The organism is Streptomyces sp. NBC_00210, assembly GCF_045160975.1.
Classification (GTDB): domain Bacteria; phylum Actinomycetota; class Actinomycetes; order Streptomycetales; family Streptomycetaceae; genus Streptomyces.
This window is the reverse complement of the sequence record NZ_CP108120.1, coordinates 5,525,603-5,551,451: the sequence shown is the minus strand read 5'-3', so window position 1 is coordinate 5,551,451 and position 25,849 is coordinate 5,525,603. Positions and strand designations below refer to the sequence as shown.

Annotated in this window: 27 protein-coding genes, 1 tRNA gene and 2 pseudogenes; 18 read left to right on the top strand and 12 right to left on the bottom strand. The window is 68.7% G+C overall.

Annotated features, from left to right (window positions below):
- The first annotated feature begins 255 nt into the window (after positions 1-255).
- From OG729_RS25200 to OG729_RS25185, 4 genes and pseudogenes are all read left to right on the top strand, one after another.
- Positions 256-1,461: a helix-turn-helix domain-containing protein gene (locus tag OG729_RS25200; protein ID WP_360872470.1), complete on the top strand. Its 1,206-nt coding sequence runs from the start codon at positions 256-258 to the stop codon at positions 1,459-1,461.
- Positions 1,462-1,496: 35 nt separating this feature from the next.
- A complete protein-coding gene (orn, locus tag OG729_RS25195; RefSeq protein ID WP_404723553.1) occupies positions 1,497-2,099 on the top strand; it encodes an oligoribonuclease in 603 nt (200 codons plus the stop codon).
- 92 nt (positions 2,100-2,191) lie between these two features.
- Positions 2,192-2,264 (top strand) — tRNA-His (locus OG729_RS25190).
- Between the two features lie 869 nt (positions 2,265-3,133).
- A pseudogene (locus OG729_RS25185) lies at positions 3,134-3,484 on the top strand (hypothetical protein); the annotation flags it as partial.
- A 312-nt stretch (positions 3,485-3,796) separates the two neighbouring features.
- Here OG729_RS25185 and OG729_RS25180 read toward each other — a convergent pair.
- The 3 genes from OG729_RS25180 to OG729_RS25170 all read right to left on the bottom strand — a co-directional run bounded on the left by OG729_RS25180 (position 3,797) and on the right by OG729_RS25170 (position 5,941).
- Positions 3,797-4,345, bottom strand: coding sequence for a helix-turn-helix domain-containing protein (locus OG729_RS25180; protein WP_405808180.1), 549 nt, complete (start codon positions 4,343-4,345; stop codon positions 3,797-3,799).
- A gap of 239 nt (positions 4,346-4,584) precedes the next feature.
- Complete coding sequence (locus OG729_RS25175; protein ID WP_405808179.1) at positions 4,585-5,070, bottom strand: hypothetical protein; 486 nt, start codon at positions 5,068-5,070, stop codon at positions 4,585-4,587.
- Positions 5,071-5,359: 289 nt separating this feature from the next.
- Positions 5,360-5,941, bottom strand: coding sequence for a hypothetical protein (locus OG729_RS25170; RefSeq protein ID WP_405808178.1), 582 nt, complete (start codon positions 5,939-5,941; stop codon positions 5,360-5,362).
- Between the two features lie 124 nt (positions 5,942-6,065).
- Here OG729_RS25170 and OG729_RS25165 point away from each other — a divergent pair, with 124 nt between their 5' ends.
- The 5 genes from OG729_RS25165 to OG729_RS25145 all read left to right on the top strand — a co-directional run bounded on the left by OG729_RS25165 (position 6,066) and on the right by OG729_RS25145 (position 8,922).
- Positions 6,066-6,569 carry a hypothetical protein gene (locus OG729_RS25165; RefSeq protein WP_405808177.1) on the top strand — a complete coding sequence of 168 codons (504 nt, stop codon included), beginning with the start codon at positions 6,066-6,068 and terminating at the stop codon, positions 6,567-6,569.
- Positions 6,570-7,235: 666 nt separating this feature from the next.
- Positions 7,236-7,556 carry a PadR family transcriptional regulator gene (locus OG729_RS25160; protein WP_405808176.1) on the top strand — a complete coding sequence of 107 codons (321 nt, stop codon included), beginning with the start codon at positions 7,236-7,238 and terminating at the stop codon, positions 7,554-7,556.
- Complete coding sequence (locus tag OG729_RS25155; RefSeq protein ID WP_405808175.1) at positions 7,553-8,233, top strand: hypothetical protein; 681 nt, start codon at positions 7,553-7,555, stop codon at positions 8,231-8,233. The genes OG729_RS25160 and OG729_RS25155 overlap by 4 nt, the downstream gene beginning before the upstream one ends.
- Before the next feature lie 93 nt (positions 8,234-8,326).
- The gene (locus tag OG729_RS25150) at positions 8,327-8,647 is read left to right on the top strand and encodes a DUF6233 domain-containing protein (protein ID WP_405808174.1); all 321 of its coding nucleotides are present in this window, start codon (positions 8,327-8,329) and stop codon (positions 8,645-8,647) included.
- A gap of 26 nt (positions 8,648-8,673) precedes the next feature.
- A complete protein-coding gene (locus tag OG729_RS25145) occupies positions 8,674-8,922 on the top strand; it encodes a hypothetical protein (protein WP_405808173.1) in 249 nt (82 codons plus the stop codon).
- Positions 8,923-8,951: 29 nt separating this feature from the next.
- Here OG729_RS25145 and OG729_RS25140 read toward each other — a convergent pair whose 3' ends face one another.
- The 3 genes and pseudogenes from OG729_RS25140 to OG729_RS25130 all read right to left on the bottom strand — a co-directional run.
- Positions 8,952-9,629, bottom strand: coding sequence for a hypothetical protein (locus OG729_RS25140; protein ID WP_405808172.1), 678 nt, complete (start codon positions 9,627-9,629; stop codon positions 8,952-8,954).
- A 181-nt stretch (positions 9,630-9,810) separates the two neighbouring features.
- Positions 9,811-10,392 (bottom strand): hypothetical protein, encoded by a 582-nt coding sequence (locus tag OG729_RS25135; protein ID WP_405808171.1) that lies wholly within the window; start codon positions 10,390-10,392, stop codon positions 9,811-9,813.
- Between the two features lie 386 nt (positions 10,393-10,778).
- Positions 10,779-10,862 (bottom strand): annotated as a pseudogene (locus tag OG729_RS25130) (Lsr2 family protein); the annotation flags it as partial.
- Between the two features lie 925 nt (positions 10,863-11,787).
- On the opposite strand from OG729_RS25130, the gene OG729_RS25125 reads away from it, so the two are divergent.
- The 6 genes from OG729_RS25125 (at position 11,788) to OG729_RS25100 (ending at position 15,103) form a co-directional block, all read left to right on the top strand.
- Positions 11,788-11,991 (top strand): hypothetical protein, encoded by a 204-nt coding sequence (locus OG729_RS25125; protein ID WP_405808170.1) that lies wholly within the window; start codon positions 11,788-11,790, stop codon positions 11,989-11,991.
- Positions 11,992-11,993: 2 nt separating this feature from the next.
- Positions 11,994-12,530, top strand: a complete 537-nt coding sequence (locus OG729_RS25120; protein ID WP_405808169.1) for a DUF6879 family protein — start codon at positions 11,994-11,996, stop codon at positions 12,528-12,530.
- Positions 12,527-13,369, top strand: coding sequence for a helix-turn-helix domain-containing protein (locus OG729_RS25115; RefSeq protein ID WP_405808168.1), 843 nt, complete (start codon positions 12,527-12,529; stop codon positions 13,367-13,369). The genes OG729_RS25120 and OG729_RS25115 overlap by 4 nt, the downstream gene beginning before the upstream one ends.
- 87 nt (positions 13,370-13,456) lie before the next feature.
- Positions 13,457-13,660 (top strand): hypothetical protein, encoded by a 204-nt coding sequence (locus tag OG729_RS25110; protein WP_405808167.1) that lies wholly within the window; start codon positions 13,457-13,459, stop codon positions 13,658-13,660.
- Positions 13,651-13,821: a hypothetical protein gene (locus OG729_RS25105; protein WP_405808166.1), complete on the top strand. Its 171-nt coding sequence runs from the start codon at positions 13,651-13,653 to the stop codon at positions 13,819-13,821. Before OG729_RS25110 ends, OG729_RS25105 begins: the two co-directional genes overlap by 10 nt.
- A gap of 1,063 nt (positions 13,822-14,884) precedes the next feature.
- Positions 14,885-15,103 carry a hypothetical protein gene (locus tag OG729_RS25100; RefSeq protein WP_360872476.1) on the top strand — a complete coding sequence of 73 codons (219 nt, stop codon included), beginning with the start codon at positions 14,885-14,887 and terminating at the stop codon, positions 15,101-15,103.
- Between the two features lie 296 nt (positions 15,104-15,399).
- Here the strand turns inward: OG729_RS25100 and OG729_RS25095 are convergent, their stop codons facing one another.
- Positions 15,400-15,633 carry a hypothetical protein gene (locus tag OG729_RS25095; protein ID WP_405808165.1) on the bottom strand — a complete coding sequence of 78 codons (234 nt, stop codon included), beginning with the start codon at positions 15,631-15,633 and terminating at the stop codon, positions 15,400-15,402.
- Positions 15,634-15,916: 283 nt separating this feature from the next.
- Entirely contained in the window at positions 15,917-17,704 is a 1,788-nt protein-coding gene (locus OG729_RS25090) for a trypsin-like serine protease (RefSeq protein ID WP_405808164.1), read from the bottom strand.
- 114 nt (positions 17,705-17,818) lie between these two features.
- On the opposite strand from OG729_RS25090, the gene OG729_RS25085 reads away from it, so the two are divergent.
- A complete protein-coding gene (locus tag OG729_RS25085) occupies positions 17,819-18,670 on the top strand; it encodes a hypothetical protein (protein WP_405808163.1) in 852 nt (283 codons plus the stop codon).
- Positions 18,671-18,913: 243 nt separating this feature from the next.
- Positions 18,914-20,341 carry a S41 family peptidase gene (locus OG729_RS25080; protein WP_405808162.1) on the top strand — a complete coding sequence of 476 codons (1,428 nt, stop codon included), beginning with the start codon at positions 18,914-18,916 and terminating at the stop codon, positions 20,339-20,341.
- Positions 20,342-20,422: 81 nt separating this feature from the next.
- Here the strand turns inward: OG729_RS25080 and OG729_RS25075 are convergent, their stop codons facing one another.
- The 3 genes from OG729_RS25075 to OG729_RS25065 all read right to left on the bottom strand — a co-directional run bounded on the left by OG729_RS25075 (position 20,423) and on the right by OG729_RS25065 (position 24,243).
- Positions 20,423-21,898, bottom strand: a complete 1,476-nt coding sequence (locus OG729_RS25075; protein ID WP_405808161.1) for a cellulose binding domain-containing protein — start codon at positions 21,896-21,898, stop codon at positions 20,423-20,425.
- Positions 21,899-22,120: 222 nt separating this feature from the next.
- Complete coding sequence (locus OG729_RS25070) at positions 22,121-23,515, bottom strand: HAMP domain-containing sensor histidine kinase (protein ID WP_360872489.1); 1,395 nt, start codon at positions 23,513-23,515, stop codon at positions 22,121-22,123.
- The gene (locus OG729_RS25065) at positions 23,512-24,243 is read right to left on the bottom strand and encodes a response regulator transcription factor (protein WP_360872492.1); all 732 of its coding nucleotides are present in this window, start codon (positions 24,241-24,243) and stop codon (positions 23,512-23,514) included. Before OG729_RS25065 ends, OG729_RS25070 begins: the two co-directional genes overlap by 4 nt.
- Before the next feature lie 96 nt (positions 24,244-24,339).
- Between OG729_RS25065 and OG729_RS25060 the strand changes: the two genes are divergently transcribed.
- Positions 24,340-24,894, top strand: a complete 555-nt coding sequence (locus OG729_RS25060; RefSeq protein WP_405808160.1) for a hypothetical protein — start codon at positions 24,340-24,342, stop codon at positions 24,892-24,894.
- Between the two features lie 14 nt (positions 24,895-24,908).
- On the opposite strand, the gene OG729_RS25055 is transcribed toward OG729_RS25060, so the two are convergent.
- Positions 24,909-25,805, bottom strand: a complete 897-nt coding sequence (locus tag OG729_RS25055) for a spermidine synthase (protein ID WP_405808159.1) — start codon at positions 25,803-25,805, stop codon at positions 24,909-24,911.
- Between the last annotated feature and the right edge of the window lie 44 nt (positions 25,806-25,849).

Sequence of the window (25,849 nt, the reverse complement as noted above, 5' to 3'; positions counted from 1 at the left end):
GACGGGCCATGCGCGTGACGCGCACTTCCCTGCGCGGCCCCCGAGTGGAACGCTTCGTGATCGAATGCTTCGCGCCAAGTTGCCATGTCGACATAGCGGGGCATGCCGAACTTGTCACGTCGGCGCCACGGGACACAGTAGATTCGATCATGAGTATCGAAGACTCGGGACTCGTGCAAAACCGAGGGGAAACGTGCAGGAGCGAAAGGCCCGAAACGAACGGGGAGACGCGAACACCGAGGGGGGCTTAGCGTCATGAGTCAGGACTCCGCCGCACCGGAGGCAGCACGGAAGCTCTCCGGCCGCCGGCGAAGGGAAGTCGTCGCGGTGCTGCTGTTCAGCGGTGGCCCCATCTTTGAGAGTTCCATCCCGCTCTCGGTGTTCGGAATTGACCGTCAGGACGCCGGAGTTCCCCGCTATCGACTGCTCGTCTGCGGTGGCGAGGAGGGCCCGCTGCGGACCACCGGCGGGCTCGAACTGACCGCGCCGTACGGCCTGGAGGCCATCGGCAGAGCAGGCACCGTCGTCGTACCGGCCTGGCGGTCGATCACGTCACCGCCACCGCCGGAGGCGCTCGACGCGCTGCGTCGCGCGCATGAGGAGGGGGCCCGGATCGTCGGACTGTGCACGGGTGCGTTCGTGCTCGCCGCGGCCGGACTGCTGGACGGCCGCCCGGCCACCACCCACTGGATGTACGCGCCGACACTGGCCAAGAGATATCCGTCCGTCCATGTCGATCCGCGCGAGCTGTTCGTCGACGACGGCGATGTGCTCACCTCCGCGGGGACGGCGGCCGGAATCGATCTCTGCCTCCACATCGTGCGCACCGACCACGGCACCGAGGCCGCCGGGGCGCTCGCCCGCAGGCTCGTCGTGCCGCCGCGCCGCAGTGGCGGGCAGGAACGCTATCTGGACAGGTCTTTACCAGAGGAAATCGGGTCGGACCCGCTGGCCGAGGTCGTCTCGTGGGCGCTGGAGCATCTTCATGAGCAGTTCGACGTGGAGACTCTGGCCGCACGTGCGTACATGAGCCGGCGCACCTTCGACCGGCGATTCCGTTCGCTGACCGGCAGCGCGCCGCTGCAGTGGCTGATCACCCAGCGGGTGCTGCAGGCCCAGCGGCTGCTCGAGACCTCCGACTACTCGGTCGACGAGGTGGCGGGCCGCTGCGGCTTCCGCTCGCCGGTGGCGCTGCGTGGCCACTTCCGGCGCCAGCTGGGTTCTTCTCCGGCCGCCTACCGCGCCGCGTACCGGGTCCGCCGTCCACAGAGCGACCCGGCCCCGCCCACGGTGGTGGAGACGGTCGTACCCGCCCAGACCAGACGCGCCGCCGCGGCGGCGGGCCCGTCGGGACCGGCCGCGACCACGGCCGCTCCGCCGGAGCTCGGCAAACCTCCGTCCGACGCGTATGCGACAGGTCACGGCCGTCCGAGCCTGCCCGGCCAGCGGAGTGCGCCATAGACCGACCGACCGCCGGTCGGCCTAAGGTAGGACGCATGAACGATCGCATGGTGTGGATCGACTGCGAGATGACCGGGCTCTCGCTGACGGACGACGCACTCATTGAGGTGGCCGCACTGGTCACCGACTCGGAACTGAACGTGCTCGGCGAAGGGGTGGACATCGTGATCCGCCCGCCGGACGCGGCGCTGGAAACGATGCCCGAGGTGGTGCGGCAGATGCACACCACCTCGGGCCTCCTCGACGAGCTGGCGGGCGGCACCACGCTCGCCGACGCCGAGGAGCAGGTCCTGGCGTACGTACGCGAGCACGTCAAGGAGCCCGGCAAGGCCCCGCTGTGCGGAAACTCGGTCGGCACCGACCGCGGCTTTCTGCTGCGCGACATGCCGAAGGTGGAGCAGTACCTCCACTACCGGATCGTCGATGTCTCCTCGGTCAAGGAACTGGCCCGGCGCTGGTACCCGAGGGCGTACTTCAACAGTCCGGAGAAGAACGGCAACCACCGGGCACTGGCGGACATCCGCGAATCCATCGCGGAGCTGCGCTACTACCGGGAGGCGGTCTTCGTGCCGCAGCCCGGACCGGACTCGGACACGGCGAAGACGATCGCGGCGAAGTACGTCCTGCCTGCGGAGTAGCGCCCGCCGGCGGGGGCCGTAAACCCGGGAGCGAGCACCCTCCCCGACCCTGTACACTTTTTCTCGGCCGGTCGGGAAAGAGACCGGTCGTGGTGGGTATAGCTCAGCTGGTAGAGCACCTGGTTGTGGTCCAGGATGTCGCGGGTTCGAGTCCCGTTACTCACCCTAGATGATCAGCCCCTGACCTGGGACAAGAGGTCGGGGGCTGATCTTGTTTCTAATTGGGCCAAACGTGGGCCTAACGTGGGCTCCAAGTCGCCCGTACTCTCCCCTCCAGGCGACCATCAGGAAGCGTGAACGCAAGGACGGGAGCTGCATCTACCAAGTCCGGTGGCTCCAGGGCGGACGCGGCGGCAGCTGGGAGTCCGAGCCCTTCGGCGACGAGACGAGCGCCGAGGACTTCAGGAAGCTCGTGGACGCGCACGGCCAGCAGTGGCCACATGGCTGGGTCAAGGGCCGCGGCTTCGTCGAGCCCGACGCCCACCCGAACGACGTCCCCTTCGCCGACTTCGCGACTCGCTACGTGAACCGGCTCACGGGCATCGACGACCGCGCCCGCGAGGACTACCACCGCGAGATCCGCATCCACTTCTCCGCACTCAGGCACACGGACCCGTACGGCGCCGCGCACGCGCCGACGATCTGCACCCTGAACCAGGACGACGTCACCGATTGGGTACGCGCCGAGGAGGAGGGCGAGCGGGACCCGGACGACCCCGAGAAGTGGAAGCGGCGGCCGGCGGACCCGAAGTCCATCGCGAACAGACACGGGCTGCTGTTCTGCATCGTCCAGGCCGCCATCGACTCCGACCCGCAGCTGCGCACGCTCAGCTGCTGCAAGGCCACCAACCTCCCCCGCGTGGACGACCACGTCGAGGAGGAGATGACGTTCCTGGAGCGCGACGAGTACCAGCGGATCGCCGCCGAGATCACCGACCCTGACGCGCGGGACCTGGCCGACTGGCTGGTGGGCACCGGCATGCGCTGGGGCGAGGCTACGGCCCTGAAGGTGAGCGACCTCAACCTGCTCTCAGATCGCCCCTCCGTCAGCGTCCAGCGGGCATGGAAGAAGGCGAAGAAGGGCGCCCCGGGGGGCGCGTTCTACCTCGGCCCGCCCAAGACGAAGAAGGCTAGGCGGCTCCTGCGCCTCTCCCCCGTGCCGGTCGACATGGCGCGGCGGCTGGTGGCCGGGCTACAGCCGGACGGCTACGTGTTTCGCGCACAGATGGGCGGGGCGTGGCGGCACGCCAATTTCCACAAGCAGGAAGTGGAAGCCGGCCGTCGAAGCGGCGGTGAAGAAGGGGCTGCCGAAGCGGCCGAGGATCCACGACCTTCGGCATACGCATGTCTCGTGGCTGATCGCTGCCCGCATTCCTCTGCCCGCGATCCAAATCCGGTTGGGGCACGAGTCGATCCAGACGACGGTGGACCGGTACGGGCATCTGGCGTGCTTTGCGAACGGCCCGAACAGGTGCGTGGACTGCAAGGGGTCGATGATGTTCCGCTCGATCGTCTGCAACGTCCTGCCGACAACGACGATCAGGCCGAGGTCCGGAGCAGCGTCCACAGCGCCCAGGAACGCGACGAGACTCGCGATCGTCTTGCCGCTGGAGACCGCCCCGGACCACAGTCCGATCGGAGCATGCTGCACCTCGGCGATCGAGACGATCTGCTTCCGGGACAGCGGGAGGGCGAGGTCACGGAGCATCACCGTCCCCCTTGTCTGCGGCCTCCCGCTCCTCCGCCGCCTGCTGCTCGCGGTAGACCGCGGCGATGCCGGACATGAGCTGTCCGACCATCGAGCGGGCAGCCTCAGCGCCGCCGTCGTCGGTGGGCGGGCACAGCTTCAGCGAGCGGTCGATCGCCATTCCGGCGGAGGCCATGAGGTTCTTCTTCGCGTCGGCCGGCGGCTCGGGGACCTGCTCCCAGTTGTAGTCGTTGTCCTTGCCGCCGAAGTTGTAGATCACGGCGGGCTGCCACATCTGCTCGGTGAGGCGTTCGGCGTCGGCCTGGAGGTCTTCGGCGAGGGCGACGCGGCGTTCGGCGAGCTGCGCCATGCGATGGCGGGTCGCTTCCTCGGTCCAGGTGCAGTCGAAGACGAGGCCCATCTTGGCGGCTTCGACGCTGACGGTGCGCTGCGCCCGGCCGATGGTGCGGGCGATCTCGTTGCGGCCCATGCCTTCGGCGTGCAGCGCGCGGATGCGTTCGCGTTCTTCGTCGGTGACGAGGGGGTGGTTTCCGCCCATGGGGTCACCTCCGGGCATGCGAAAGGCCCCGCGGGTGGGCGGGGCCTTCGTGGTCTTTGTTTCCGGGCATGCCGGATCTGCCGCCCATGATGGGGCACGATCATCGGTTGTGCAACTACATGTAGAGCGTCAGAACAGCTGAACGCTGGTGCCGAACTGGATGGCCCAGGCGATCACCGCAACGGCGATGGCGCAGAACATCAGGATGACGAGGACCCATTGGAAGTCGGTCACAGCGATCAGTAGTTGCCGTTGGACAGGATCTGGCCGTCCTTGTCGTAGACCGTGACGAGACCGTTCTTCGACGTCTTCCAGTCGGCGAATGCCGAGGCGATCAGCTTCCCTTCGCCCTGGTGCGGGCCCACCAGTCCGCCGCTGAAGTCGGTGTACACGTCGGCCGTGTCGGCGATGTCGTTGTGCTCGTCGGCACCTTGCACCTTGGTGACGTGCTTGATCGCGGCCTTTTCAGCGGCGGTGCCGTTCTTGGCGACGAAGGCTTTGAACTGGTCGGCCTGGGAGAGCTCCTCCGCGGGCTTCTCCTTGGGCGCTTCCTTCTTCTTGGCGGGCGTGGTGTCCGCCTTGGACGCCGGCTCCTTCGGGGTACTGGCCGCGGTGTCGGACGGCTTGTCTTTGGTGTCGTTTCCGCCGCCAACGGCGATGCCGATGACGATCAGGAGGGCAAAGATGCCCCCGATAGTGATCCCTGCGATGGCCCATCCGCTCATGGGCTTCTTCGGGGGCGGTGGGGGCTGGTAGGGCGCGGGGCCTTGGTATGGCTGGTTGGGCTGTGGTGGGCCCTGGTATTGGCTCATGCGCCTGTTTCCCCTCGGCTGTACGGGTGTTGTGGGGGGAAGTTGAATGTATCGGCCCGCTTGTGGTGGGGGGGCAGCTTCAGCCAGATCTGTTACCGCGCCGGTACGCGCTGCACATGCCGCAGTCCCTGCCATCATGCGAGCGTCGCGACCTATCCGCGCCCGCTGCGCGGGCTGCCGACCACGGGCGCTCACCTCCGGGCTACGCCTTGGGGACGGACCACTCTGGCGGCGTGGTGAACAGCTCGGTCGTGTAGAGGACGCGCTCGGGTCGCTGCTTGTCGGGGACGGCGAACACGGTCTTTCCGCGCACGCAGTCGCCCTCTTTGATCATCGCCTCGTGCGGGTACTCGGGCTTAGGAAGGTCGTCGTAGGTCGTGCCGCTAGGTTCGATGCGCGAGCCATCGGCATAGGCGAGCACCCACGGGTAGCGCGTGATTCCGACGCTGCCCTTGGTGCTGCAGACCTTCAGCTCGAGGACGGCCCAAACGTACCCAGTAGTGCCGAACTCCTCGTCTGCGGTGGTGGCTGCCTTCATGGAGCCCTGCTCGTAGCCCAGGACGGTGGCTGTGGCGACCGTTCCGTCTTCGCTGTCCGGGACGGTGAGTGTCTTGCCGAAGGCCAGGGGGCCGGCTTGCGTGGGCGTGGGGCTGGCCTTGGCCGGGGTGGTGCTCGGGGCCTTGGTGCTCGACCGTGCCTTGGGCTTGTCGTCGCCGCCTCCGCTGCAGCCGGTGAGCGCGAGCAGGAGCGTGGCGGCGATGGCCGCAGCGGTGCGGGTGCGCATGGTTCCCCCAAGGGCGTTGCGGACGTGTGGGACATCCTGCGCTGCGTGCGCTCTGAGTGATGATGTCACTCATCTGTGACTCAAACGGGCGCGGTCTGCGCTGCATTGTGGGCACGCTTGCCGGATGCAGATGACCGAACCCTTTGCGGCCAGCATCGCCGCCGTCGCACCGGTTCTCGTGCTGGTGGCAGCAGTCGAGCTGGCCAACTCAGAGCGCAAAGCCGCTGCCGCCCTTGTCGAGATCGGCGACGAGATGGAACGGGACCGGGCCAACGGACTCCCGCCACCCGACAGGGGAGCCGCTCTCAAGTATCTGCGCCCATTCATGAGAAGCATGTTGGGGCAGGTCGTCGCTATGGCTTGGGCGGTGTTCGGGATCTTGCAGGTCGCCGCAGTCGCAATCTCGCTTGTTTGGCTCGCGACGCCGAAGGCGAAGCCTTGGACCGGCTCGGCCATTGTGTGCCTGGTGGCCATTCTCGGGGGCATGGCCTGGCTGGTCGTGTTCCCCTTCATTCGCTCGCTGTTTTCTCCGTTGGCCCAGGCGTCGCGCCTCGTCCGAATCGTCCGAGAGTGGGATGAGTCCGAGCGCGGAGACGCCTCTCCGAGTGGGGCCCCTGACGGTTCCTGATGCGGGCGCCGCGCGCACATGGCGAAGGCCCCGACCGGAGGGGCTGTTCGGAACCTTCATATTCAGTGTCCTGCTCTGGGCTACTTCTTGGTCGCGCCCGGGTGGGGTTCTTGGTCGGCTTGACCCAGCCGTCGCGGCTGGCGCTGTACGTCGTCTCGTGCCCTTGACGCGGCGGTCGTGGCGGCGCCAGTTGCGTAGATTGCCAACCACGGGCGCTCACCTCCGGTCAGCCCACCATCTGCCGTACCCGGCCGTATAGGTGGGGCGTGCTCGTCGAGCCAGCCACCGTGCTTGATCGCGAACCCGTATCCATCCGGATTGCAACTACGGGCACAGTGAGGCCCTGTCGCCTGGAAGGAGCGATGTCGGAATCAACATTCGTGAACGAGTTCGTGTTAGCCATCCGAGATGCTCGGTGGCAACGTTCGCGGACTCAGATTCAGGATTCGTGGTACCGGGCGGCCGTGATACTTGGCGGCTGTCGCCATCGCGGGCGGGCGTTATCCGACCTGAGGCAGGGGCAGCGCACGACCTGAAGGGCAGGCCGCACGCTGAGTAGCCGCACGCGGATGGCCCGCTTCGCTGGACGTTGGGGCTCCGCCGTCTCATGCGCCGTTCTCGACACACGCCTTGTGTCTCGTACTCGACACATGCCTCACTGATGGCATGTCAACTTTAAGACTGACTAAGCCGACCATCGCCGTGTTGGAGGTGCTGCTGGCGGCCACGAGCGATGCCCCTGCCTGGGGGCTCAGCATCTGTCGCGACGCAGACCTTGGCTCAGGCACCGTCTACCCGATCCTTGATCGTCTCGCCCAACGCGGCTGGATCGCCAGCCGGGACGAGACGGACCCGCACCCCGGGCGTCCACCCCGCCGCTACTACGAACTCACTAGCACTGGACGCCTTGAGGCCCGATCTGCGCTCGAAGCCCGCACGGCACGTCGCCGAAGGTTCGGCCTAGGCCTGGCTGGAGGCCACGGATGAGCGAGCGGGCCCTGGACGCCCTGGTTGGCTTCACGAGCCTCCTCGGGGGCGCCGCGATTCTCACAATCTCCAACCTGGCAATTCCGGAGGACGGCAACCTCCCGCTGGCCGCCCTGGCTCCCATGCTCTACGGAATCGCGAGGCTGGCGCCCGTCATCATTTCCTCCTCAATCAAGCTCAGCGAACTCGTTACCTCGGCGCGAGCGGGCAATCGCCTGCATCCAACTCCTCGCCAGAGGACGCCGATAGCGCGGAGAGTCACCTCCTTGGCGGCATGGATCGCGGGGCCAGCGCGGGACATGAAGAACGCCTGGCTCGCCCACCTCGCTGGCGACCTCGATTCCGGCATCCGGCTCACCCGCTGGCAGCGAACCAAGGCGTCTACAGGCTTCCTGCGAGCCGCCCTGATGTATCGGTTGACCGATCTCTGTGCACCGCTGATCTGGGTACTCCGCAAGGACTCCCGAGTGAACGGGCTCATCGCCTTGATCGTAGGTGCACAGGCGCTCTACATCACCGGGTGTGGCGGGTTCCCGGCATTCGTTACCGATGTCCCCGAGCCCTGCGCCATCACGGCTGGCGCTCTGTACCTCTTCCTACGCTGGCTGCGGGGTCCGCTCCAGGTCGACGTGATCACTGCGCAGCAGCGTGCGCAAGCGAACCCGCCGCGGGACTGAGTCAACTCAGCACGAGGCGGTGAGCCCCCGGCGTGATGCTCGGGGGCTCCCGCATGTCCGGCCCGATCTAGAATCGAATATGCGTCCGAAAACGTGCCTCGCCTGGAGCTGCTCCGGTTCCTCCGCCGAGTCCAGAAGCAGCAGCTCCAGCAGACCGACCGGTGGATAGCGCAGGAGGAGCAGCGCGCCGCCGCAGCCGAACGTGCAGCACGCACCCGGCCGCCCGCCGAACCGGGCTGGTGCGTCTCGTACGGCATCGGCGGCGACCGCAGGCCGATCGAGGTCCACATCGGCGACTGCGGCATGGCGAAGCACACCAAGATCGTGACTCAGGACCAGGCGCGCCAGGCGCTGACCGAGGGCGTCGAGCCGTGCCAGTTCTGCCAGCCTGACACGGCCCTCGGTGTGCTGTGACTGGGCCCGAGGCGCAGCCTGGAGGTATGGAACACGCCCCGATCGTCGTGCACCGGATCTCCCCGTCGGGCGGGCGGCGCGTCACCGTCCGCGTCGAGGGCGATGAGCGGATCCTCGGCCTCGCTCGGTCGGACGCTGACGTGATCGAGTTTCTGCGCCGTGCGGGCGTGGAGGATCCTGACGATTTGGTCCTCGGTGGCTCGAAGCTGATCGACTGGGTGGGCGGGGAGCCGGGGAGGTACGAGGCTGAGCCGTCCGACACCGATATCCCGTAGTGCCGTGCGGACTCGGCGTAGGGTCTACGTCAGTCGTCGTGGAACGAGGCGCGCACTGATGACACCAATTCCAGCCCATAGAACCAGGTTTCCAATTCGGCGTACGGCGGCATGTTGGCCGAGGTTGCTTGCAGGATCCTCATAGCTCCGCGGTAGGTGCTCTCCACAAGCTCGTCGTAATGCTCAATGATCATTGACGTGTGAAGGCGCATGCCGTTCTCGGCGAGCCTCGGTTCAGCGGTACCTCGGACAAGTGCCCAGGCGTCCCGCAGGCGATCCATACAGCCCCAATTGCTCAGGAGAGTTTGATGGAGCCGGTCGAATGCGGCCGCCTCCTCCTCGGTGTTGGCCGGTACCAATCCATTCATCCATTGCAGAGCCCGGCTCAGCTCGGCGACTTCGGCCTTGGCCGCCTCGTACTTGGTGATCCAAAGCTCAGCGACCCGTATTGCCGAGCGCCTTTCCGCTGCGATGGCGTGAGGTTCCGCAAGACGGTCGAGGATGAGCAGGGCAAACGGCACGGCGAAGGCCAGCCCGGTAACGCTGGACAGGAGGTTCGTGATGAACGACAGGCCGTCCCACCACTGGCAGAAGTCGCCGACGACTCCCACTGCCGCGAGCGTCATGCCCACGGGTATGGAGACCTTGCACACGAGCTTTGTGAGCGGTGGCGTTTCAGCCCAGATGTCACGCAGACTCTGCACCACGAGGACCCCCGAGCGTGGCAGTACACCGGATACGAGGCGCCCGGCTGGCTTGGCGATGCCCGCCGAGCATCAATGAGCCGGAGTTGATCGAATGGCGGTACGGCGGCCCGGAAACGTGGGCCGAGTCGCCGCCCTGGGCCGGAGTTGTCCATAAGGCTGGGCGGGAGGTGAGTCGGGCTGGTCAAGGCACTGGCGGACCGCCCGGGGGCTGGGCGCCGACGTTCGCAGCTTCTCGCGCGGTCCTTTCCGATGCGCGCATATCGGCCTCGTCGCTGCGCTTGAGAACAAAGATTTTCACCAAGGCGAGCATGCTTGGACCGCACAGGCCAGCGGCCAGCCACGGGTTGTCGGGAGCCACGTAGATACCGCTGCCAAGCATGGAAATGGACGCCGCCATGCCGACGAGGAGCGTGGCCATGCGGTAGGTGTGGTGGCGCTTCTCGATCGCCTCCCGGGCGGCACGCTCGGCGTCCGCTTGCAAGGCGGCCTGCTGCCGGGCCGCTGCTGCTTCCTCGGCCGCCTGTTGCCGGGCCGAAGCCGCTTCCTCCGCTGCCTCCCGTCGTTCCGCTGCTGCCGCCTGAATATCCAGCTGACGAAGACGCATCTGATGCTCACGCTTGAGAACGGGCTCCAGAGCCTTCAGCGAGACCTCAAGCTTCTCGGGACCTCCGAGCGCTGCGCCCCACTGGGCAGCGACGCTCATGCCAGCGGCGGTGAACAGGTCCACTTCGGGAGCAGGGGGGCGGTGCTCTTCAAGGCTCATGCCTGGGCACCTCCGTCTCCGCTACCAACAGGGGCAAAGTCCTGTTCGGTTGGGTCTGGGGGTGGGCCGAGTCGGAGGAACAGCCCGGCGAGCGCGTGGTTTAGCGTGGCGATGGCCGGCGCGATGTCCTCCGCGTCGAGGGTGCTCGGGGTCTCGGAGGAGTCCTCGTCGAGCGGTGCCGCGGGGTCGTCCCACAGGATCGACAGGTGGCGACCAATGGGGTCCGCAACGTCCGCTTCTTCCCTCTGCGACCAGTCTCCATCCCTGCGAAGCGCTCTCCCCAGCTGCTCCCAGTGGGATGGCAACGACACATTCTCAACGACACCGTCGGTATAGAGCATGAATGGAGAATTCGGCAGCTCCTCCCCAGTCTCGGCCTCGCCAATCGCGCGTTTGAGTTGGATCTCGTACGACTTCCCGTCCAGCGTGAACGTGACCGTTTCCGCCGCTTCTCCGCCCCCGACGTCGTCGGCACCCGAGCCCTCCCGCGGACTCTCTGAGACGGAGCCTTCGGTAAGCCAGCGGACCTTCTCTGCGTGGTTCGAGCGCCGCACTGAAGGCGCACCCGCACGTCGAGACTTGAGTACATCGAGCACATCTCGGAGCGTCGGGTTGTCCGCACGCATTGCAAGCGATCTGATCTGTTGGAGCCTGAAGCGCCACAATTCAAGGGACGCTGGATGGAGAGCCTGGAGCTCTCGCGCCCATGCATCGACTTCTGCTGCCATGACCTCTGAGGGCGGGTCGCTCCGGAGAATCTCGTGTGTTCGATTGAGCCGACCCTTCCACTCGGGTTGGCTATGGGCTCGCGCTGTCAACACTTCGAGGACGAAGGCGAGCTGTTCGGCGTTCCTTTCCCAATTGGGATCGTCGGATGCCGCTGCTCTAACGATGGCTAAGCCGAATCCGCGTTCTATTTCGTCCATGGTCGCCCCCTTATACCCCGCCCGTTCGACGGTAGCGGTAGGCGCCAGCCACGGGGAGCGTTTCGGCGTGATCCGCGGAGGTGACCTGCCCAGGCCTACGCTCCCTATTTCGCGATGTCGATTCGGCGCAGGTCACGCGGCAATGACGCCTTCCTCGGAGGGATGCGAGGGCGACCCGGCGGCGGATGGCCCCGACTCGAAATGCTCCGCTGTCGTCGGGGTGACGGTCGGGGCGTCGACATTGCAGATGACGCTCGCCACGGACGACCTCAGATCACAGCGGCGCCCGTAGCGTCGAACACGTTGCCCCCTGTTCTCCCTTCGGGGAGGGCAGGGGCGCTTTCGTCATGCCCGGGTTGCGCGCAACGATCCGCCGAGCAGCCCACCTCGGCAATCTCGCGCAACCGCCCACCACCGCAACCGCGATGCCAGCATGCTGGAGCCCCGACCAGCGAGAACGGAGCACCCCATGACGCTCAAGTTCATCGGCACCACCTCCGAGCACGGCAACTGCCCCACGCTGTACGAGGTCGAGGAGACCGGCGACATCATCGTCCAGGGCGACCAGCTGACCGACCCCGAGCACCTCGCGCAGCTCCGCGACGTCGGCGAGCATGAGACGTTCGTCGTCATCCCCCGCGAGCTGCTGACCCGCTTCGCCCCCAAGGAGTAACCGTGCCACCGCTGATCCCCTTCGAGGAGATCACCCACCTGTTCACGGAGTTCGAGCACACCGCGTTCCGCCTGGAGACCCGCCGCGGCTACGCCTCCGACCGAGCGGGGGCCCGCTTCCAGGCATTCATGCACGGCATCGAGCCGCCGCCAGAGCCAGGCCACCCGTGGAACCTCAACGTGTGCGCGAAGGCCGAGCAGGGCGCCACCTTCTCCCGCGTCCGGATCATCGACGAACCGCCCACGGACGGGCAGCGGTTCCTCATGGCGACCGCGGCCGGCAACGTCGAGGCGGGCGAGGACATCCGCGTCCTGACCCGGACCGAGGCTGAGCGACTGGAGCTGCCGGGGCACGACCTGTGGCTCTTCGACTCCCGCGTCCTGGTCCGCATGCACATCGACGACACCGACACCACGATCGGGGTGGAGCTGATCGACGACGAAGCGGAGGTCCTCGCGGCCTGCCGGGCGAGGGACGCAGCATGGCGCGTCGCTGTCCCTACTGCTGAGGTGTGGGCGCAGGTACGTTCGTCCGTGTGAGCACGGACTTTCAGAGCGCGAGGGTCGCCCTCGGCGCGCGCTTGCGCGAGCTGCGCGCCGAGGCAGGCCTGAACGTTAAGGACATGGCCGAGCGGCTCGGCTGGCAGCGCTCGAAAGTATCGAGACTCGAAAACGGGAAGCAGACCGCTACCGCGACCGACCTCGAGGAATGGGCCCGTGCTGTCGGCGCACCATCGCAGGCCGCCGACCTGGAGAGCCGCCGACGCGGACTGGAGTCCCAGCAGCGCTCATGGCGCCGGCAGCTCGCCGCCGGCCACCGGTCCGTGCAGGACCGGTACGTCGTCGAGTACCAGCGCACCGCCACTATGCGCGGGTACGAGGCCACCGTCATCCCCGGCCTGTTCCAGACGCCGGGCTACGCCCGGAACTTGCTCGTCCAGAACGCCGAGTTGATGCGTTCCCCTCGCGACACCGAGGAGGCTGTGCACGCCCGGATGCGCCGTCAAGAGGTGCTGTACGAGGCGGGCAAGCTGTTCCGTGTCCTGGTGTGGGAGGGCGCCCTGCATGCGCTGATCTGCCCGCGCGAGGTGATGGCCGGGCAGCTGGACCGGCTCGTTGGGCTGATCGGGATGAGCACGGTAGAGCTGGGCATCGTGCCCCTCGGCGCGGCGTTGCCGCTGACCCCGAAGCATGGGTTCTGGATCTTCGATGAGGAGCGCGTCGTCGTCGAGACGATCAACACGGAGTTGTCGTACGACTCGGCCGAGGACGTCGAGCTGTACGGCAGGGTGTGGGACGGGCTGAACGAGGCTGCGGCGTACGGGCCACGGGCGCACCGGCTGATTGCCCGAGCACGAGCTCAGCTCCAGCCCGTGTGAGCAACCCCGATCAACCGCACGGGCGGCTCGCGCAATCCCGCGCAATCGTGGCGCGCGCCACCCCGGGCCGTTCCTACGGTCCAGAGCATGGACTCCAACACCCGCCCCTCGGGGGCCTCCGACGCGGGACCGTCCGGCTTCTGCCATTTGCACGGCAGCATGTCCGAGACGGCCGAGGTGATCCAGGTTGTTGAGCGCCCGTCCGGCGCCGCCCCGTATGCACTGTCGGCGTGCGCACCGTGCCGTGAGGAGCGCGGGCTGAAGGTGCTGGCGGTCGCGTCATGCCCGTGAAGCCCGTCACCACGCCGGGGCGCGTGCTGCTCCCCTTCCTCTGCTGGGTCAAGAAGCCCGGCGCCGAGACGCGTTGCAGGCTGCGCCCTCACGCCACGGGCAACCACCGCAACATGATCGCGCGCAAGGAGTGGCCCAACCGCGGGCCGGAGCCGCAGTGAGCGCCGACGAGAAGGCGCCTGCCTGCCGGATCGGGGAATGCGGCGAGTGCCCGGGGCCGGCCGTCGTGCGTCGTGCAGGTGCGCCAGCGTGGGAAGAGCCGATCGAGGTGCTGCGCTGTGGCTGTTCCTGCCATGCGTCGCGGCGTCTGCGGCGTGACGTGAACCGCGCCGCATGAGCCCCGCGCCCGCGTGCTCTTCCGAGTGGGCCGCGCGGGCGCGGAAGCGGGTCGCCCGATGGCGAGCAGTACGGGCGTCCGCTGCCTGGCCCCGGTCTGCCTGCGCCCCCGTCGTGGGCAGGCCGGGGCTCTTCTCTGGCCCAAAGACGTCGGCCTCGTCGGGACGGACGGGCCGAACTGCCCCGTAGAGCAGATGTGGGCTCCACCTACCCGGGCCCCATTCCAGACCGGCCCTCCGTGCCCACCCCAGGCGGATCGGAGCGGCCGTCGGCGCCCCTGTCTTCGGACGGAGGCGCTGTCTTTTGCTGATCGCGATACCGGAGTTTGCTACTCACCCCGCGGCCGCGCTGGCGGCTCCCCTGTTACCCGTTTGGCCGTGGCCAAACGGACGGGCATCGAGGGGGCCTGAGCGGCATCGAACGACATCGAAGAAACCCCATTTGGCCCGGTTTTCGGCATCGTCGCAGGTCACAATAGGGTCAAAAAACAGGTTCGAGTCCCGTTACTCACCCTGAATGATCAAGGGCCGACCTGTGAGAACAGGTCGGCCCTTCGTCATGCCCGAAACCACGGGGTCCCGTGGGGGTCCGCTGCCGCTGAACCCGGCTCATGGTCTCCGCCATGGCGTACATCCCGTGGCCCGCCCGGCGCCCCGCCGTCAGGCGCCGCGCCATGTGTTCCGCGCCGCCAAGGCCGGGGCGTGCCGGCACGCCAACCACTACAACCGCACGTGGCTGCCTGCGGTGAAGAAGGCGGTAGAGAAGGGACTGCCGAAGAGCCCTCACTTACCGAGGAGGAGCCCGTGCACAGCTGACCCCCGACTGTCATGGTCGGGGGCTACGTGCTGTCCGGATGCGTCGGGGCCCGTTCGGATGGACGCTGAGATCATGGATGGAGCGCCTGTGGTCGTTCACTCGTTGTCGCCGGACGGCGGTAGGCGGGTGACGATCCGTGGCGAGGCCGCGGGTACCGCGTACAACCTGTTCGACGTGCTGGAGTTCTTGCGCCGTGCGGAGCTGCCCGAGGCGGACACTGCGATCGATGACCCGGAGCTGATCGAGTGGCGGGGCGGCGGCCCGGAAACGTGGGCCGAGTCGCCGCCCTGACGCCTACTGGTGGGGCTGTTACGCGGCGATGACATGTTCTGTCCAGATGTGTCCGAGCGCGCTGGAGCCCGGTTCGGGGTAGTGCAGCTGACGCAGTGTCCGGTCATGAACTGGGGAGATCCGCCGGCGTGGTTGGCCCCCGCGCTGTCTGGCGCGGCGGTGTGGATCAGCTTGAAGGCGCGCGGTGACGGCACACGGTCCGCTGCCGCTGCCGAGCGTTCTGCCGTGGCGGCAGAGTTCGGGTACGTGGGATCCCGTATTGGAGTAACCGGACGGTGGCAGTTGGGGTGAGCGCCTTACTGGTGCTGACCGATGGAGTTGTTCAGGCTGCCGTCGGCGCGGGTGTTGGCGTTGGTGTTCTCGGTGGTCTGCGGGTCGCTGTTGATGTTCGTGTTCAGCGCCGAGACATGGTCGATGATGTGGGCGTTGTCGAGAGTGCCGTCGAGGAGTCCTGCGTGTGCTGGTGCGGCGGCGAGGACGGCCGTGCCGACAGCGAGAACGGCAGTGGCGAGGATGCTTCGCTTCATCATGATCTGATCAACGGCCGTCGCTGTCGGAGGTCACGCTCGCCAAGGGGTGTCCTTCAGGCACCCCGAGCCATGTGACCTGCGGCGACGGGATTGGATGACAAGGACGGCCGCGGACTGGGTTCGCTTCGACGGACAGCTGGCCCCGCCGCGGGCGACCCGCCCGGGATCGCTCCGCCTTTTCGTCACTCCGAGGCGCCTTTTGCTGATCGCGATAGGGGGCTTTGCCCAGCACCCGCATCGTGCCCCCCGGCCGCCGTGGACGGCCGGGAGGCACGTCAGGGGTTCAGGGCGCGACCAGCATCACCCCGTCGCCAAGCGCGTCGGCCCGTGTGTCCGTGTACATCGTGGTCTCGCCGTCCGACCACCGTACGAGGAGGTCGTCGGCCAGGCCGTTGGCGGTGTAACCGCCGGCGGAGACGACGGAGCCGTGCTGCGCCCACAGCTCATTGCTGTCCAGGACGCGCTTCACCGTGCCGAGGCCGGCTGTCGTGGTGCCGACGTAATTGTCGACCTCACCGTCGGACCGGCGGATCATGAGGTCCCACTTGTGGTTCCCGGAGAACTGCCCGCTGGTGAGCAGCGTGGCCCGCGCCCAGAGCGGGTCGGCCGCCCGCAGCCTGTGCTCCTGCCCGAAGGTCCCGGAGCTCACCTTGGTGTAGAGGCTGAGCTCGCCGTCCTTCCAGCGCACCACCAGATCCGTGACGTACGCGCCGGCGTTGAAGCGGCCCGCCGATATCTGCGTGGCGGATTTCCAGATGGAGCCCTTCTTGGCCATCTGGGTCCCGGGCTTGCTGAGGCCCTTGGTGCTCACGTCCGGGTGGAGGGTGACTGCTCCGTCGTTCCAGCGCACCAGCAGGTCGAACTGGTTGGAGCCGGTGAAGTCGCCGCCGGTGATGGCCCCGGCGTTCTTCCAGAGGGCATTCGCCGGCAGCAGCCGCCGCCCCGGCCTGAAGCCGCCCTTGCCGTCGCCGGGGTAGAGGGCGGTCGCGCCGTCCGTCCACACCACGATCAGATCGCTGTGGCCGGTGTTCGAGAAGTCGCCGGAGGCCAGGAGCCTGGCGTGCTTCCAGAGCGCGCCGTTGCCCGGCAGATACGGGCGGCTGTTCGCCGGCACGTACGGAGGGCGCTTGATGTCCTCGTCGCTGGTGCCCGCGACAGCGTCGTTGTAGAGGGCCTGGGCATCCTTGCCGTAGACCGGCGCGTAGCTGATCCAGTCGACGTTCTGGTCATTGCCGCCGCCGTTGTAGCCGCCCGTGTTCCCGATGACCTTTCCGGTGCGGGTGGTGGGGTTGTAGCCCGTGATCCAGGGGCCGCCGGAGACCCCGCCGTAGAAGCCGCCGCAGGTCATCTGTATCTGGCGGAAGTTGGTCAGGCGCGAGGTGGCGACGTTGCAGCGGAGCGCCTGGTGCTTCTTGTTGACGCTCTCGCCACTGGGGTAGCCGATCACGGTCGCGTTGTGGCGGTAGCCGGAAGCCTGGGTGAAGGTGAGCGCTCCGGTGACGTCCTCGGCCTTGCCCTTGCCGTTGGGGGCGACTCGCACGAACGCGAAGTCCAGGTCGGAGACGGGCTTCTTGGTGTTCTGCTCGTACCTCGGGTCCACGAAGACTCTGTTCACCCCGAAGACGCCACTGGGCTGGTCGGCGACAGCGGCTCCATGGCGGTACTGCGGCACGAAGATGCGCTGCGTGGCTGCCTTGAGGCCGTTGCCGCAGTGACCGGCGGTCAGGACCAGGTCCTTGGTGCCGCTGTGGACGACGCTGCCCGTGCAGGAGGTCGCCTTGCCGCCGAACGGCCTCGCCTTGTAGAAGAACGTGCCCACCATCGGCAGGCCGCCGAAGTACTCACCCTTTTTGGTGCCGGGGGGCGCGACCCGCGGACCGGCCGCCCGGGCCGAGGCCATCGACGGCGCCCTGTCCCTCGCGGCGTCGACCGGCACCGCCTCCGCCATGCGCTCGGCCGTCCAGAACTCCTCCTCGGCCACGGTCGGCTTGGGGGTGGGCGGGCCGGTCGCCGCCGTGGCGGGACCGGTGCCGAGTGCTCCCGCGAGAAGAAAGAGCGCAAGAGCAGGCAACCAATGTGAGCGCAACACACTGTCTTTCTAGTAGAGGATCAACATCCGTAACCCAGCGACAATTGCACAGTTGTACGGTTCAATGGGTGTAAACGCCACAAAAACGGGGCCGCCATGAGTCACCTCCGCGCCGCAGCCGCCGCACTGCTGTCCCTCGGGTGCGTGCTGAGCGCGGCGGCTCCCGCCCTCGCGGCCGACCCGCTGCCGTACGGCCCCAAGAACACCCGCCCCGTCCGGCCCGGCGACGTCCTCGCGGTGGACCTCCGTGCGGGCGAGGTCGCAAACGGGCTCACGGTCCGTTCGAAGGCCTTCCTCTCCGACGGCACCCTGCGGATGAACGCGCCCCGGCTGACCGCGACCGTCGCCGTCAAGTGCGATGCAAAGCCCGGCACCTACCCGGTCCTGCTCGGCGACGACGGCTCGCTCTTCACGAAGGTACGGGTCGAGAAGGCAGACGCGGCCGCGCTGCAGAAGTGCCGGACGAAGCTGAAGAACCTGCCGCCCACGTCGAAGGAAGAGCACTGGGACAAGGGTGCGCCATGGCCTCAGACCGAGTGGGACGTACGGGCCGTCCCGGCCGGCGGCCGGATCACGGCCAGCGACAGCATGGCTGCCGACGGGGCGGTCGCCCTCAACTCCCCCGCCTTCACCGGGAAACCCGTACTGCGGGGCGGGAAGAACGTCCTCACGGCCACGGCGACGATCGCCTGCGACGCGAAACCCGGTCTGTACGCCGTCTACCGCGACGACAAGAACGACCCACGGCCCGAGGCCCGGCGCACCGTCTGGGCGCGGTACCGCGTCGTGTCCGGCACGGGCGACTGCGCTACCGGCAAGCAGCCCCTCGCCGGCGACTCGGCCGGCACTGGAGCGCCCACAGCCGCGTGGGCGGGCGGAGGCGCGGTCGCCCTCACTTCGGTGGCAGGCGCGGTGGTTGTGCTCAGGAGGCGCGCCAGGGCTCGGTGAACCGCCGGGGCTCGGTGAACCGCCAAGGCTCAGTGAGCCTCAGTCCTCGCTGAGCACCGGCCACGTCACCCCGACGGGCGTGCCGCAGCAGTACCGGGTTGCCCATCAGTACGCAGTGGCGGCATGAATCACTCACACCTCACGGGGGTTTTCCCCACCCCATACCGACCTGACAGCGGGATGTCCCACAAGACGCCGCGGGCCGATCGTGGTGCTACCGGATCGACCACGTACGGGGAAGGCATGACCATGCAGCGCAGGAGTGGATCGGGCACCATCTGCAGGACCGTCGCGGCAGCCGCGCTGCTGGCCGTCACCGCGGGCATGGCCCTGCCGCTCGCCCCCGCGGCGAGCGCACAGCCGGCGACGCCGCCGACCGGGGTGTGGCGGGTGGACGGATACGGTGAGGTGCTGACGCTGGACGCGGGCCACCTGCAGGAGTACCAGGTCACTGACGTCAGCTGCGTCAAGGGCATCGGCGCCGAGCGCGCGGGCGGGCAGGGCGGGACGGCGCGGTACGCAGGCGACGACGGCTTCGTCTTCACCGTACGGTCCAAGGGGCGGCCGGACCGGGCGGCGTTCCACATCGACGGCTCGCCCGGCGACCGCGGGCTGCGGCGGATCGACGCCCTGCCCGCCGGCTGCCTCACACCGGCGCCCGGCGGTCCGGTCGCCGCCTTCGACATCTTCTGGCAGACCTTCGAGGAGAACTACCCCTTCTTCGCCGCCAAGGGCATCGACTGGCACGCCGTACGGGACCGCTACCGCCCCCGCCTCCACGCGGGCACGACCGACGCCGAACTCTTCGCGGTCTTCCGGGAGATGGTCTCGCCCCTGCATGACATGCATGTCGCCGTGTTCGCGGGCAAAACCGGGGCCTACGGCATGGCGCGGCCGGGGACCGTCATTCCCACCAAGGAACTGGACGCGAAGGTCACGTCGTACATCGAGAAGCGGGACCTGTCGGGCAAGAAGCTGCAGCAGTTCGCGAACGGCCGCATCTCGTACGCCGAACTTCCGGGCAGGCAGGGGTACTTGCGGGTGTCCGGATTCGGCGGATACGCCAAGGCCGAGGACTTCGCGGCCAACAGCGCCGCACTGGACGAAGCCCTGGACGCGATCCTCACCCCCGCGAACACCGCCCGCCTGCGCGGCCTCGTCATCGACCTGCGGATCAACGGCGGCGGCTCGGACTCCCTGGGGCTCCAGCTCGCCGGGCGGCTGACCGACCGCCCCTACTTCGCCTACGCCAAGCGGAACAGGAACGAGCCGGCCGACCCGACCCGTTTCACCCGCCCGCAGCCGCAGTACGTACGGCCCGCGGCGGCTCCCCGCTACACCGGCCCGGTGGCCGTGCTGACCGGCGGCTCGACGGTCAGCGCCGGGGAGACGTTCACCCAGGCTCTGATGGAGCGTCCCGGCCGGACGGTCAGGATCGGCGAGCACACGCAGGGCGTGTTCTCGGACACCATGATGCGCGCGCTGCCGAACGGCTGGGCGTTCATGCTCCCGAACGAGGAGTTCCTGACCCGTACGGGAGCGACCTTCGACGGTCCGGGCATCCCGCCGCACCTGCGCGAACCGGTCTTCACCGAGGAGGAGTTCGAGCACGGCCGGGACTCGGCCTTCGACCGGGCCGTCGCCGTGCTCGGCGGGCACGCACCGCACTGACCGGCGAGAGCGCGCGTCCCGGCCGGGTGGGGGGAAGTCCGGCCGGGACGCGCGGGTGGGGGGACGACGTGCTCGTCGTGCCTACTTGAAGGCGGCGAACGCCTTCGTGAAGGCCAGCGGCTCCTGAACGATCGAGCTGCACGTCGCGTCCGCGGTCGGCTTGGCGCCGCCCGCGCACTCCTTGTCACGCGCCGAGGACCACATCGCCAGCCAGCCCAGGTTCTTCGACTTCGCGAAGTCGACCAGCTGAGTGGCGTCCTCGACCTTGAAGATCTCGGTCGCGACGTCGTTGACGCCGATCATCGGGGTGACGGCGACGGCCTTCCACGCGGCCGCGTCCGAGAGCCCGAGCACGCCCTTGATCTGCGCCTGGGTCGCGGTCGCCGCCTGGATCGCGTACTGGCCCATGTCACCGCTGTAGGCCGGTCCGTAGTCCATCGCCATGATGTTGACGGCAGAGATCTTCACGCCGTTCTTCTTGGCGTCGGCGACCAGGTCCACGCCGGGCTGGGTCAGCCCCTCGGGCATCACGGGCAGCGTGAAGGAGACATCGAGGTTCGGGTGGGACTTCTGGAGCTGCGCGATGGCCTGCGAGCGGCGGGAGTTGGCGGCGGTGTCCGGCAGTGCCGCGCCCTCGATGTCGAAGTCGGCCTTGGTGAGCTTGTACTCGTCGACGACCTTGCCGTAGGCCTTCGCCAGCTCGTCGGCGGAGGAACACCTGAGCGCGAGCTCGGAGCCCGCGGCGCCGCCGAAGGAGACCCGGACGTCACCGCCCTTGGCGCGCAGCGCGCCTATCTGGGAGGCCACCTTGTCGCTGGCGAGGTCGGTGACGCCACCCCAGAGGGGGGCGCAGCTGCCGCCGGAGGTGATGAAGGCCAGGTTGAACTCCTTGACCCCGGTCTTGGTCGCCGTGTCCACCAGGTCGTACGCGGGGTAGAGGGACGTGTCGACGTACGGCGCGAAGCCCGCGCCGGACCCGGTGCCGGGCGTCGTGGGCGTGGGAGTCGGCGTCGGAGTCGAGGTCGGGGGCTTGGTGGGCGTGGAGCTCGCCGTCGGGGTGGGGGTGGGCGTCGGCTGCTCGGTGGGGCGGCCGCTCGGCTGCGGGGTCGCGCCGTCGTCGACCGAGCACTTCACCTTGTCGATGAGACAGGAGGTCGGGTCGGCGACGGTCGCGCTGCCGCTCGCGGCGGTGACGAAGCCGACGGTCACCGAGGCACCGGGCGCGAGCTGCTTGTTCCAGCTGGCGGGCTTCACGGTGACGTGTTGACCGCTGACGGTGTGCTCGCCGTTCCACAGCGAGCTGATCGTGGTACCCGCGGGCAGATCGAATTCGAGCGTCCAGTCCGACTGCGCCTTGTCGGTGTCGTTGGTGATGACGTACTGGCCGGTGTAACCGCCGGTCCAGGAGCTCGTCTTGGTGTAGGCGGCGCCGACGGACGCGGCCTGCGCAGTGCCCGTGAGGGCGAACGCCGCGCCGCCGATCACCGCGGCCGCGACAATGGCGCCGAGCGCCTTGGTCTTTGCGCTTGCCGTGCGCCGGTGCGTAGTGCTGCCCATTGCGTGCCTGCCTCTGCGTTACGGGGGTGGGGGATGTGGCAGCACGCTAGCGGTCGTGAAACGGACAAATGGCCTGTTCGGGGCGGGGGTTGGACTTCTTAGGGCGGCCTTAAGGAAGGCATCGGAGCGGATTAATGGTCGAGACCAGTGCGAGCGCAGGTGAGCCCGGTCGAGCCGGCTCGGGCGACCCACCGAGTGGTCCGCGGCACCGGCCTCAGCGCACTACGCCGTCGCCCGCCTGCGGCGCCTGACCGTCCCCCGGTGTCCCCGGCTCCGCTCCCCCGGCGCGCCCTCGCGTGGGTCGAGGCCGATCCAGATCCGTACCTCCGTGCCGCCGAGCACCGACCTGCCGATCCGTACGTCCCCGCCCGTCGACTCCGCCACCCTGCGCACGATGTCCAGGCCGAGCCCCGTCGAGCCGTCCCTGCCCCCGCTGTTGCCGCGGGCCATCGCCGCCTCCGGGTCGTCGATGCCCTCACCCGCGTCCGAGACCAGCACGATGACCGCGTCCCCGCCGTTGTGCAGGTCGACCGAGAAGGCCGTGCCCTCCGCGGTGTGGCGGAAGACATTGCCGAGCAGCGCGTCGAGCGCGGCGGCCAGTTCGGGGCGGCCCACCGGGATGCGTACGGGCCGGTCGACGCCCGCGACCCGCACCTTGCGGCCCTCGTCCTCCGCGAGCGCCGACCAGAAGTCCATCCGCTCCCGGACGACTTCGGCGGCGTCGCACCCCGCGCCGGGGCCGGTCGCCGCGGTCTGCGGCTTGGCATCGCGCGCCGTGCGGATGATCGTGTCGACCTCGCGCTCAAGCTGTTCGACGGCCGCCCTGGTCTGGTCGGCGGCGGGTCCTTCGCCGAGCGAGGCGGCGTTGAGGCGCAGCACGGTCAGCGGTGTACGCAGCCGGTGCGACAGGTCGGCCGCGAGCTCGCGCTCATTGGCGAGGAGCTGGACCACCTGGTCGGCCATGGAGTTGAAGGCGATCGCGGCGGAGCGCAGTTCGGTCGGCCCCTCCTCCGGGACGCGCGCCCCCAGTTTGCCCTCGCCCAGGTCGTGCGCGGCGCCCGCGAGCCGCTGGGCGGGCTGCACCATCCGCACGCCGAGCCGGTCCGCGACCGCGACCGAGCCGACGATCAGCGCGATGCCGACGCCGCCGAGCACCAGCCAGGCCGTGCCGACGCCGTTGGAGACCTCGTCCTCGGGTACGAAGACCTCGACGACCGCGATCTGGCCGGTGCTGATGGCGGTCGGCTGGAGCAGCGCGGAGCCGTCGGTCACCTCCGTGATGGAGGCGCGGCCGAGGCGTTGGGTGGTGGCCAGGTCCTTCTGCGCGGCCCGGCGGGTGCCGATGGTCACCGGCTGGCTGCCCGGCTCACCGGAGGCCGGGATGTGCACGGCCATCCGCCCGGCCGCGCCGGCCTGCGTGGACATCACGGCCCGCTCCAGCGGATCGCGTTCGGCCGTGATGGAGAGGGTCGGGCCGATGGCTGCGGCCTGCCGCTCGGCGTTGGAGAAGGCCCGGTCGCTGGCCATCTCCCTGATGACGAGCCCGAGCGGGAACGCGAAGGCCACCACGACCATCGCTGTGACGGCCAGGGAGACCTTGACCAGGGCCCATCTCATGGCCGGTGTCCGTTCGACTGGGGTCCGCTCGACCTGTGTCCGTTCGGCGGCTCCAGCTTGACGCCGACTCCGCGCAGGGTGTGAAGGTACCGGGGCCTGGCCGCGGTTTCGCCCAACTTCCGCCGCAGCCACGACAGATGTACGTCAATGGTCTGGTCGTCGCCGTAGCTCTGCTGCCAGACCTCGGCGAGCAGTTCCTTGCGTGGTACGACGACGCCCGGCCGCCCGGCCAGGAACGCCAGCAGGTCGAACTCGCGGCGGGTGAGATCGAGCGCCACCCCGTCCAGCTCGGCCTGCCTGCGCAACGGGTCGATGGAGAGCCCGCCGACCTGGATGACGCGCGAGGGCGGCGCGTCCGCGGCCGAGGCCCGCGATCGGCGCAGCACGGCGGCCATCCGCGCGGACAGATGCTCCACCGAGAAGGGCTTGATGAGGTAGTCGTCGGCACCGTCGTTGAGCAGCCGTACGATCTCCGCCTCGTCGTCCCGCGCGGTCGCGATGATCACCGGTACGTCGGTGATGCCGCGCAGCATCTTCAGCGCCTCGGACCCGTCCAGATCGGGCAGGCCGAGGTCGAGGATGACGACGTCGAAACGGAAATGGGCCACCTCGCGCAGCGCCTCGAGGGCCGTGCCGACGCTCCGTACCGTGTGGGAGGCCTCGGTCAAGTGCCGGATGAGGGCGGAGCGCACGAACTGGTCGTCCTCGACCACGAGCACACTTGCCATGGGCGGCACCGTACGCCATTCGGAGTACGTCGGTCCCGTGGGTGAACCGAGAGACAACCATGGGACGCGGGACAGCTGTGGGGCGCGTGGTGCAGTATGGGCCCGATGCGCAGAGGACTCGTACATGCCATGGCGTGGTCGCTGTCCACCGGAGCGGCGGTCACGCTCTCCTGGTGGGGCGTCCACACCGTCATGTCCGGGACTGCGTACGACCGGCCGCGCGCGCTGCCCATCAGCGCCGACTCGGTCACCACGCAGGGCGCGAAGCCACTGGCCTCCTCCACGCAGCGGCCGCCGAGCCCGTCGCCGTCGAAATCGGACGCGGCAAACGCGGCAAACAAGGACCGCAAGCCGTCGGCCACACCGCCGGCCGCGAAGCCGTCCAAGAACACGTCGGCGTCGTCGCCTGCCTATTCGCCGCCAACGTCCGGAAATGTGAAGGGCTATACGGTCGATGGCGGCCGGGTCGTCTTCGACATCGGCAAGACGTCGGCCGAACTGGTCTCGGCGACGCCGGACTCGGGCTGGCAGATGCAGGTCTGGAAGCAGCCGGAATGGATCCGGGTGACGTTCACCCAGAACGGCCGCGAGGTCTCGGTGTTCTGCACCTGGAACGGCCATCCGCCGACGGTCGAGTTCGACGACCGCTGACGGTCACTGGCGCCCTAGCGGAACGCCTCCGGCGGCGGTACGGGCGAGGGCTTCGCACGCGCGTCGGTGACCGCGGCCGCGCCGCCCGTGAAGTCGACCAGCGCTCTGCCGTGTTCGACCCGGCCGGGGTGCGGGTCGCTCGCCACCCGCCTGGTCAGTTCGGCGACGGGCAGCGGCAGGTCGGAGGCGAGCAGCACCGCATTGCCGAAGCGGCGGCCGCGCAGCACGGTCGGATCGGCCGCGAGCGCGAGTTCGGGGAAGACGGCCGCGGCGGTGGCGACCTGGGCGCGAATATGAGCCAGCGGCGGCCCGTCGGCGAGGTTCGCCGTGTACTGCCCGCCCGGCGCCAGAACCCTGCGCACCTCGGCGAGGAATTCCGTACTGGTCAGATGCGCGGGGGTGCGGGCGCCGCTGAAGACATCGGCTATCAGCAGGTCCGCCCAGCCGTCCGGGACCTTGGCGAGCCCGGCACGGGCATCGTTGGACCGGACCCGTATGCGGGTGCCGGGGTCCAACGGGAGCTGTTTGCGGACCAGTTGGACCAGCGAGGCATCCAGCTCGACGATCTGCTGAGTGGAACGGGGGCGGGTCGCCGCGATGTAGCGGGCGAGTGTGAAGGCCCCGCCGCCGAGATGCACGACCTGAAGCGGGCGGCCCGGCGGGGCGGTGAGATCGGCGACATGGCCGAGGCGGCGCTGGTACTCGAAGGAGAGATGGGCCGGGTCGTCGAGGTCGACATGGGACTGCGGGGCGCCGTCGACGAGCAGCGTCCAGCCGCGCGGCCGGTCGGGGTCGGGTATCAGCTCCGCGAGCCCGCCGTCGACGTACTCGACGACGGGCTCAGGGCCCTTTTTGCGCTCGGCTCGCCTCCGGGCACTCGTACCCCCGCTCGACGCTCCTCGACGCTGCACGCGCTCGTTCCTCGCTCGCTGAGTCCGCGGATGCCCGGCCCGCC

Coding starts and splice junctions, on each gene's coding strand:
- OG729_RS25200 (WP_360872470.1), top strand. CDS start 256: ATGAGTCAGGACTCCGCCGCACCGGAGGCAGCACGGAAGCTCTCCGGC.
- orn (WP_404723553.1), top strand. CDS start 1,497: ATGAACGATCGCATGGTGTGGATCGACTGCGAGATGACCGGGCTCTCG.
- OG729_RS25180 (WP_405808180.1), bottom strand. CDS start 4,345: ATGGGCGGAAACCACCCCCTCGTCACCGACGAAGAACGCGAACGCATC.
- OG729_RS25175 (WP_405808179.1), bottom strand. CDS start 5,070: ATGAGCGGATGGGCCATCGCAGGGATCACTATCGGGGGCATCTTTGCC.
- OG729_RS25170 (WP_405808178.1), bottom strand. CDS start 5,941: ATGCGCACCCGCACCGCTGCGGCCATCGCCGCCACGCTCCTGCTCGCG.
- OG729_RS25165 (WP_405808177.1), top strand. CDS start 6,066: ATGCAGATGACCGAACCCTTTGCGGCCAGCATCGCCGCCGTCGCACCG.
- OG729_RS25160 (WP_405808176.1), top strand. CDS start 7,236: ATGTCAACTTTAAGACTGACTAAGCCGACCATCGCCGTGTTGGAGGTG.
- OG729_RS25155 (WP_405808175.1), top strand. CDS start 7,553: ATGAGCGAGCGGGCCCTGGACGCCCTGGTTGGCTTCACGAGCCTCCTC.
- OG729_RS25145 (WP_405808173.1), top strand. CDS start 8,674: ATGGAACACGCCCCGATCGTCGTGCACCGGATCTCCCCGTCGGGCGGG.
- OG729_RS25135 (WP_405808171.1), bottom strand. CDS start 10,392: ATGAGCCTTGAAGAGCACCGCCCCCCTGCTCCCGAAGTGGACCTGTTC.
- OG729_RS25125 (WP_405808170.1), top strand. CDS start 11,788: ATGACGCTCAAGTTCATCGGCACCACCTCCGAGCACGGCAACTGCCCC.
- OG729_RS25110 (WP_405808167.1), top strand. CDS start 13,457: ATGGACTCCAACACCCGCCCCTCGGGGGCCTCCGACGCGGGACCGTCC.
- OG729_RS25105 (WP_405808166.1), top strand. CDS start 13,651: ATGCCCGTGAAGCCCGTCACCACGCCGGGGCGCGTGCTGCTCCCCTTC.
- OG729_RS25100 (WP_360872476.1), top strand. CDS start 14,885: ATGGATGGAGCGCCTGTGGTCGTTCACTCGTTGTCGCCGGACGGCGGT.
- OG729_RS25095 (WP_405808165.1), bottom strand. CDS start 15,633: ATGATGAAGCGAAGCATCCTCGCCACTGCCGTTCTCGCTGTCGGCACG.
- OG729_RS25085 (WP_405808163.1), top strand. CDS start 17,819: ATGAGTCACCTCCGCGCCGCAGCCGCCGCACTGCTGTCCCTCGGGTGC.
- OG729_RS25080 (WP_405808162.1), top strand. CDS start 18,914: ATGACCATGCAGCGCAGGAGTGGATCGGGCACCATCTGCAGGACCGTC.
- OG729_RS25075 (WP_405808161.1), bottom strand. CDS start 21,898: ATGGGCAGCACTACGCACCGGCGCACGGCAAGCGCAAAGACCAAGGCG.
- OG729_RS25070 (WP_360872489.1), bottom strand. CDS start 23,515: ATGAGATGGGCCCTGGTCAAGGTCTCCCTGGCCGTCACAGCGATGGTC.
- OG729_RS25065 (WP_360872492.1), bottom strand. CDS start 24,243: ATGGCAAGTGTGCTCGTGGTCGAGGACGACCAGTTCGTGCGCTCCGCC.
- OG729_RS25060 (WP_405808160.1), top strand. CDS start 24,340: ATGGGCCCGATGCGCAGAGGACTCGTACATGCCATGGCGTGGTCGCTG.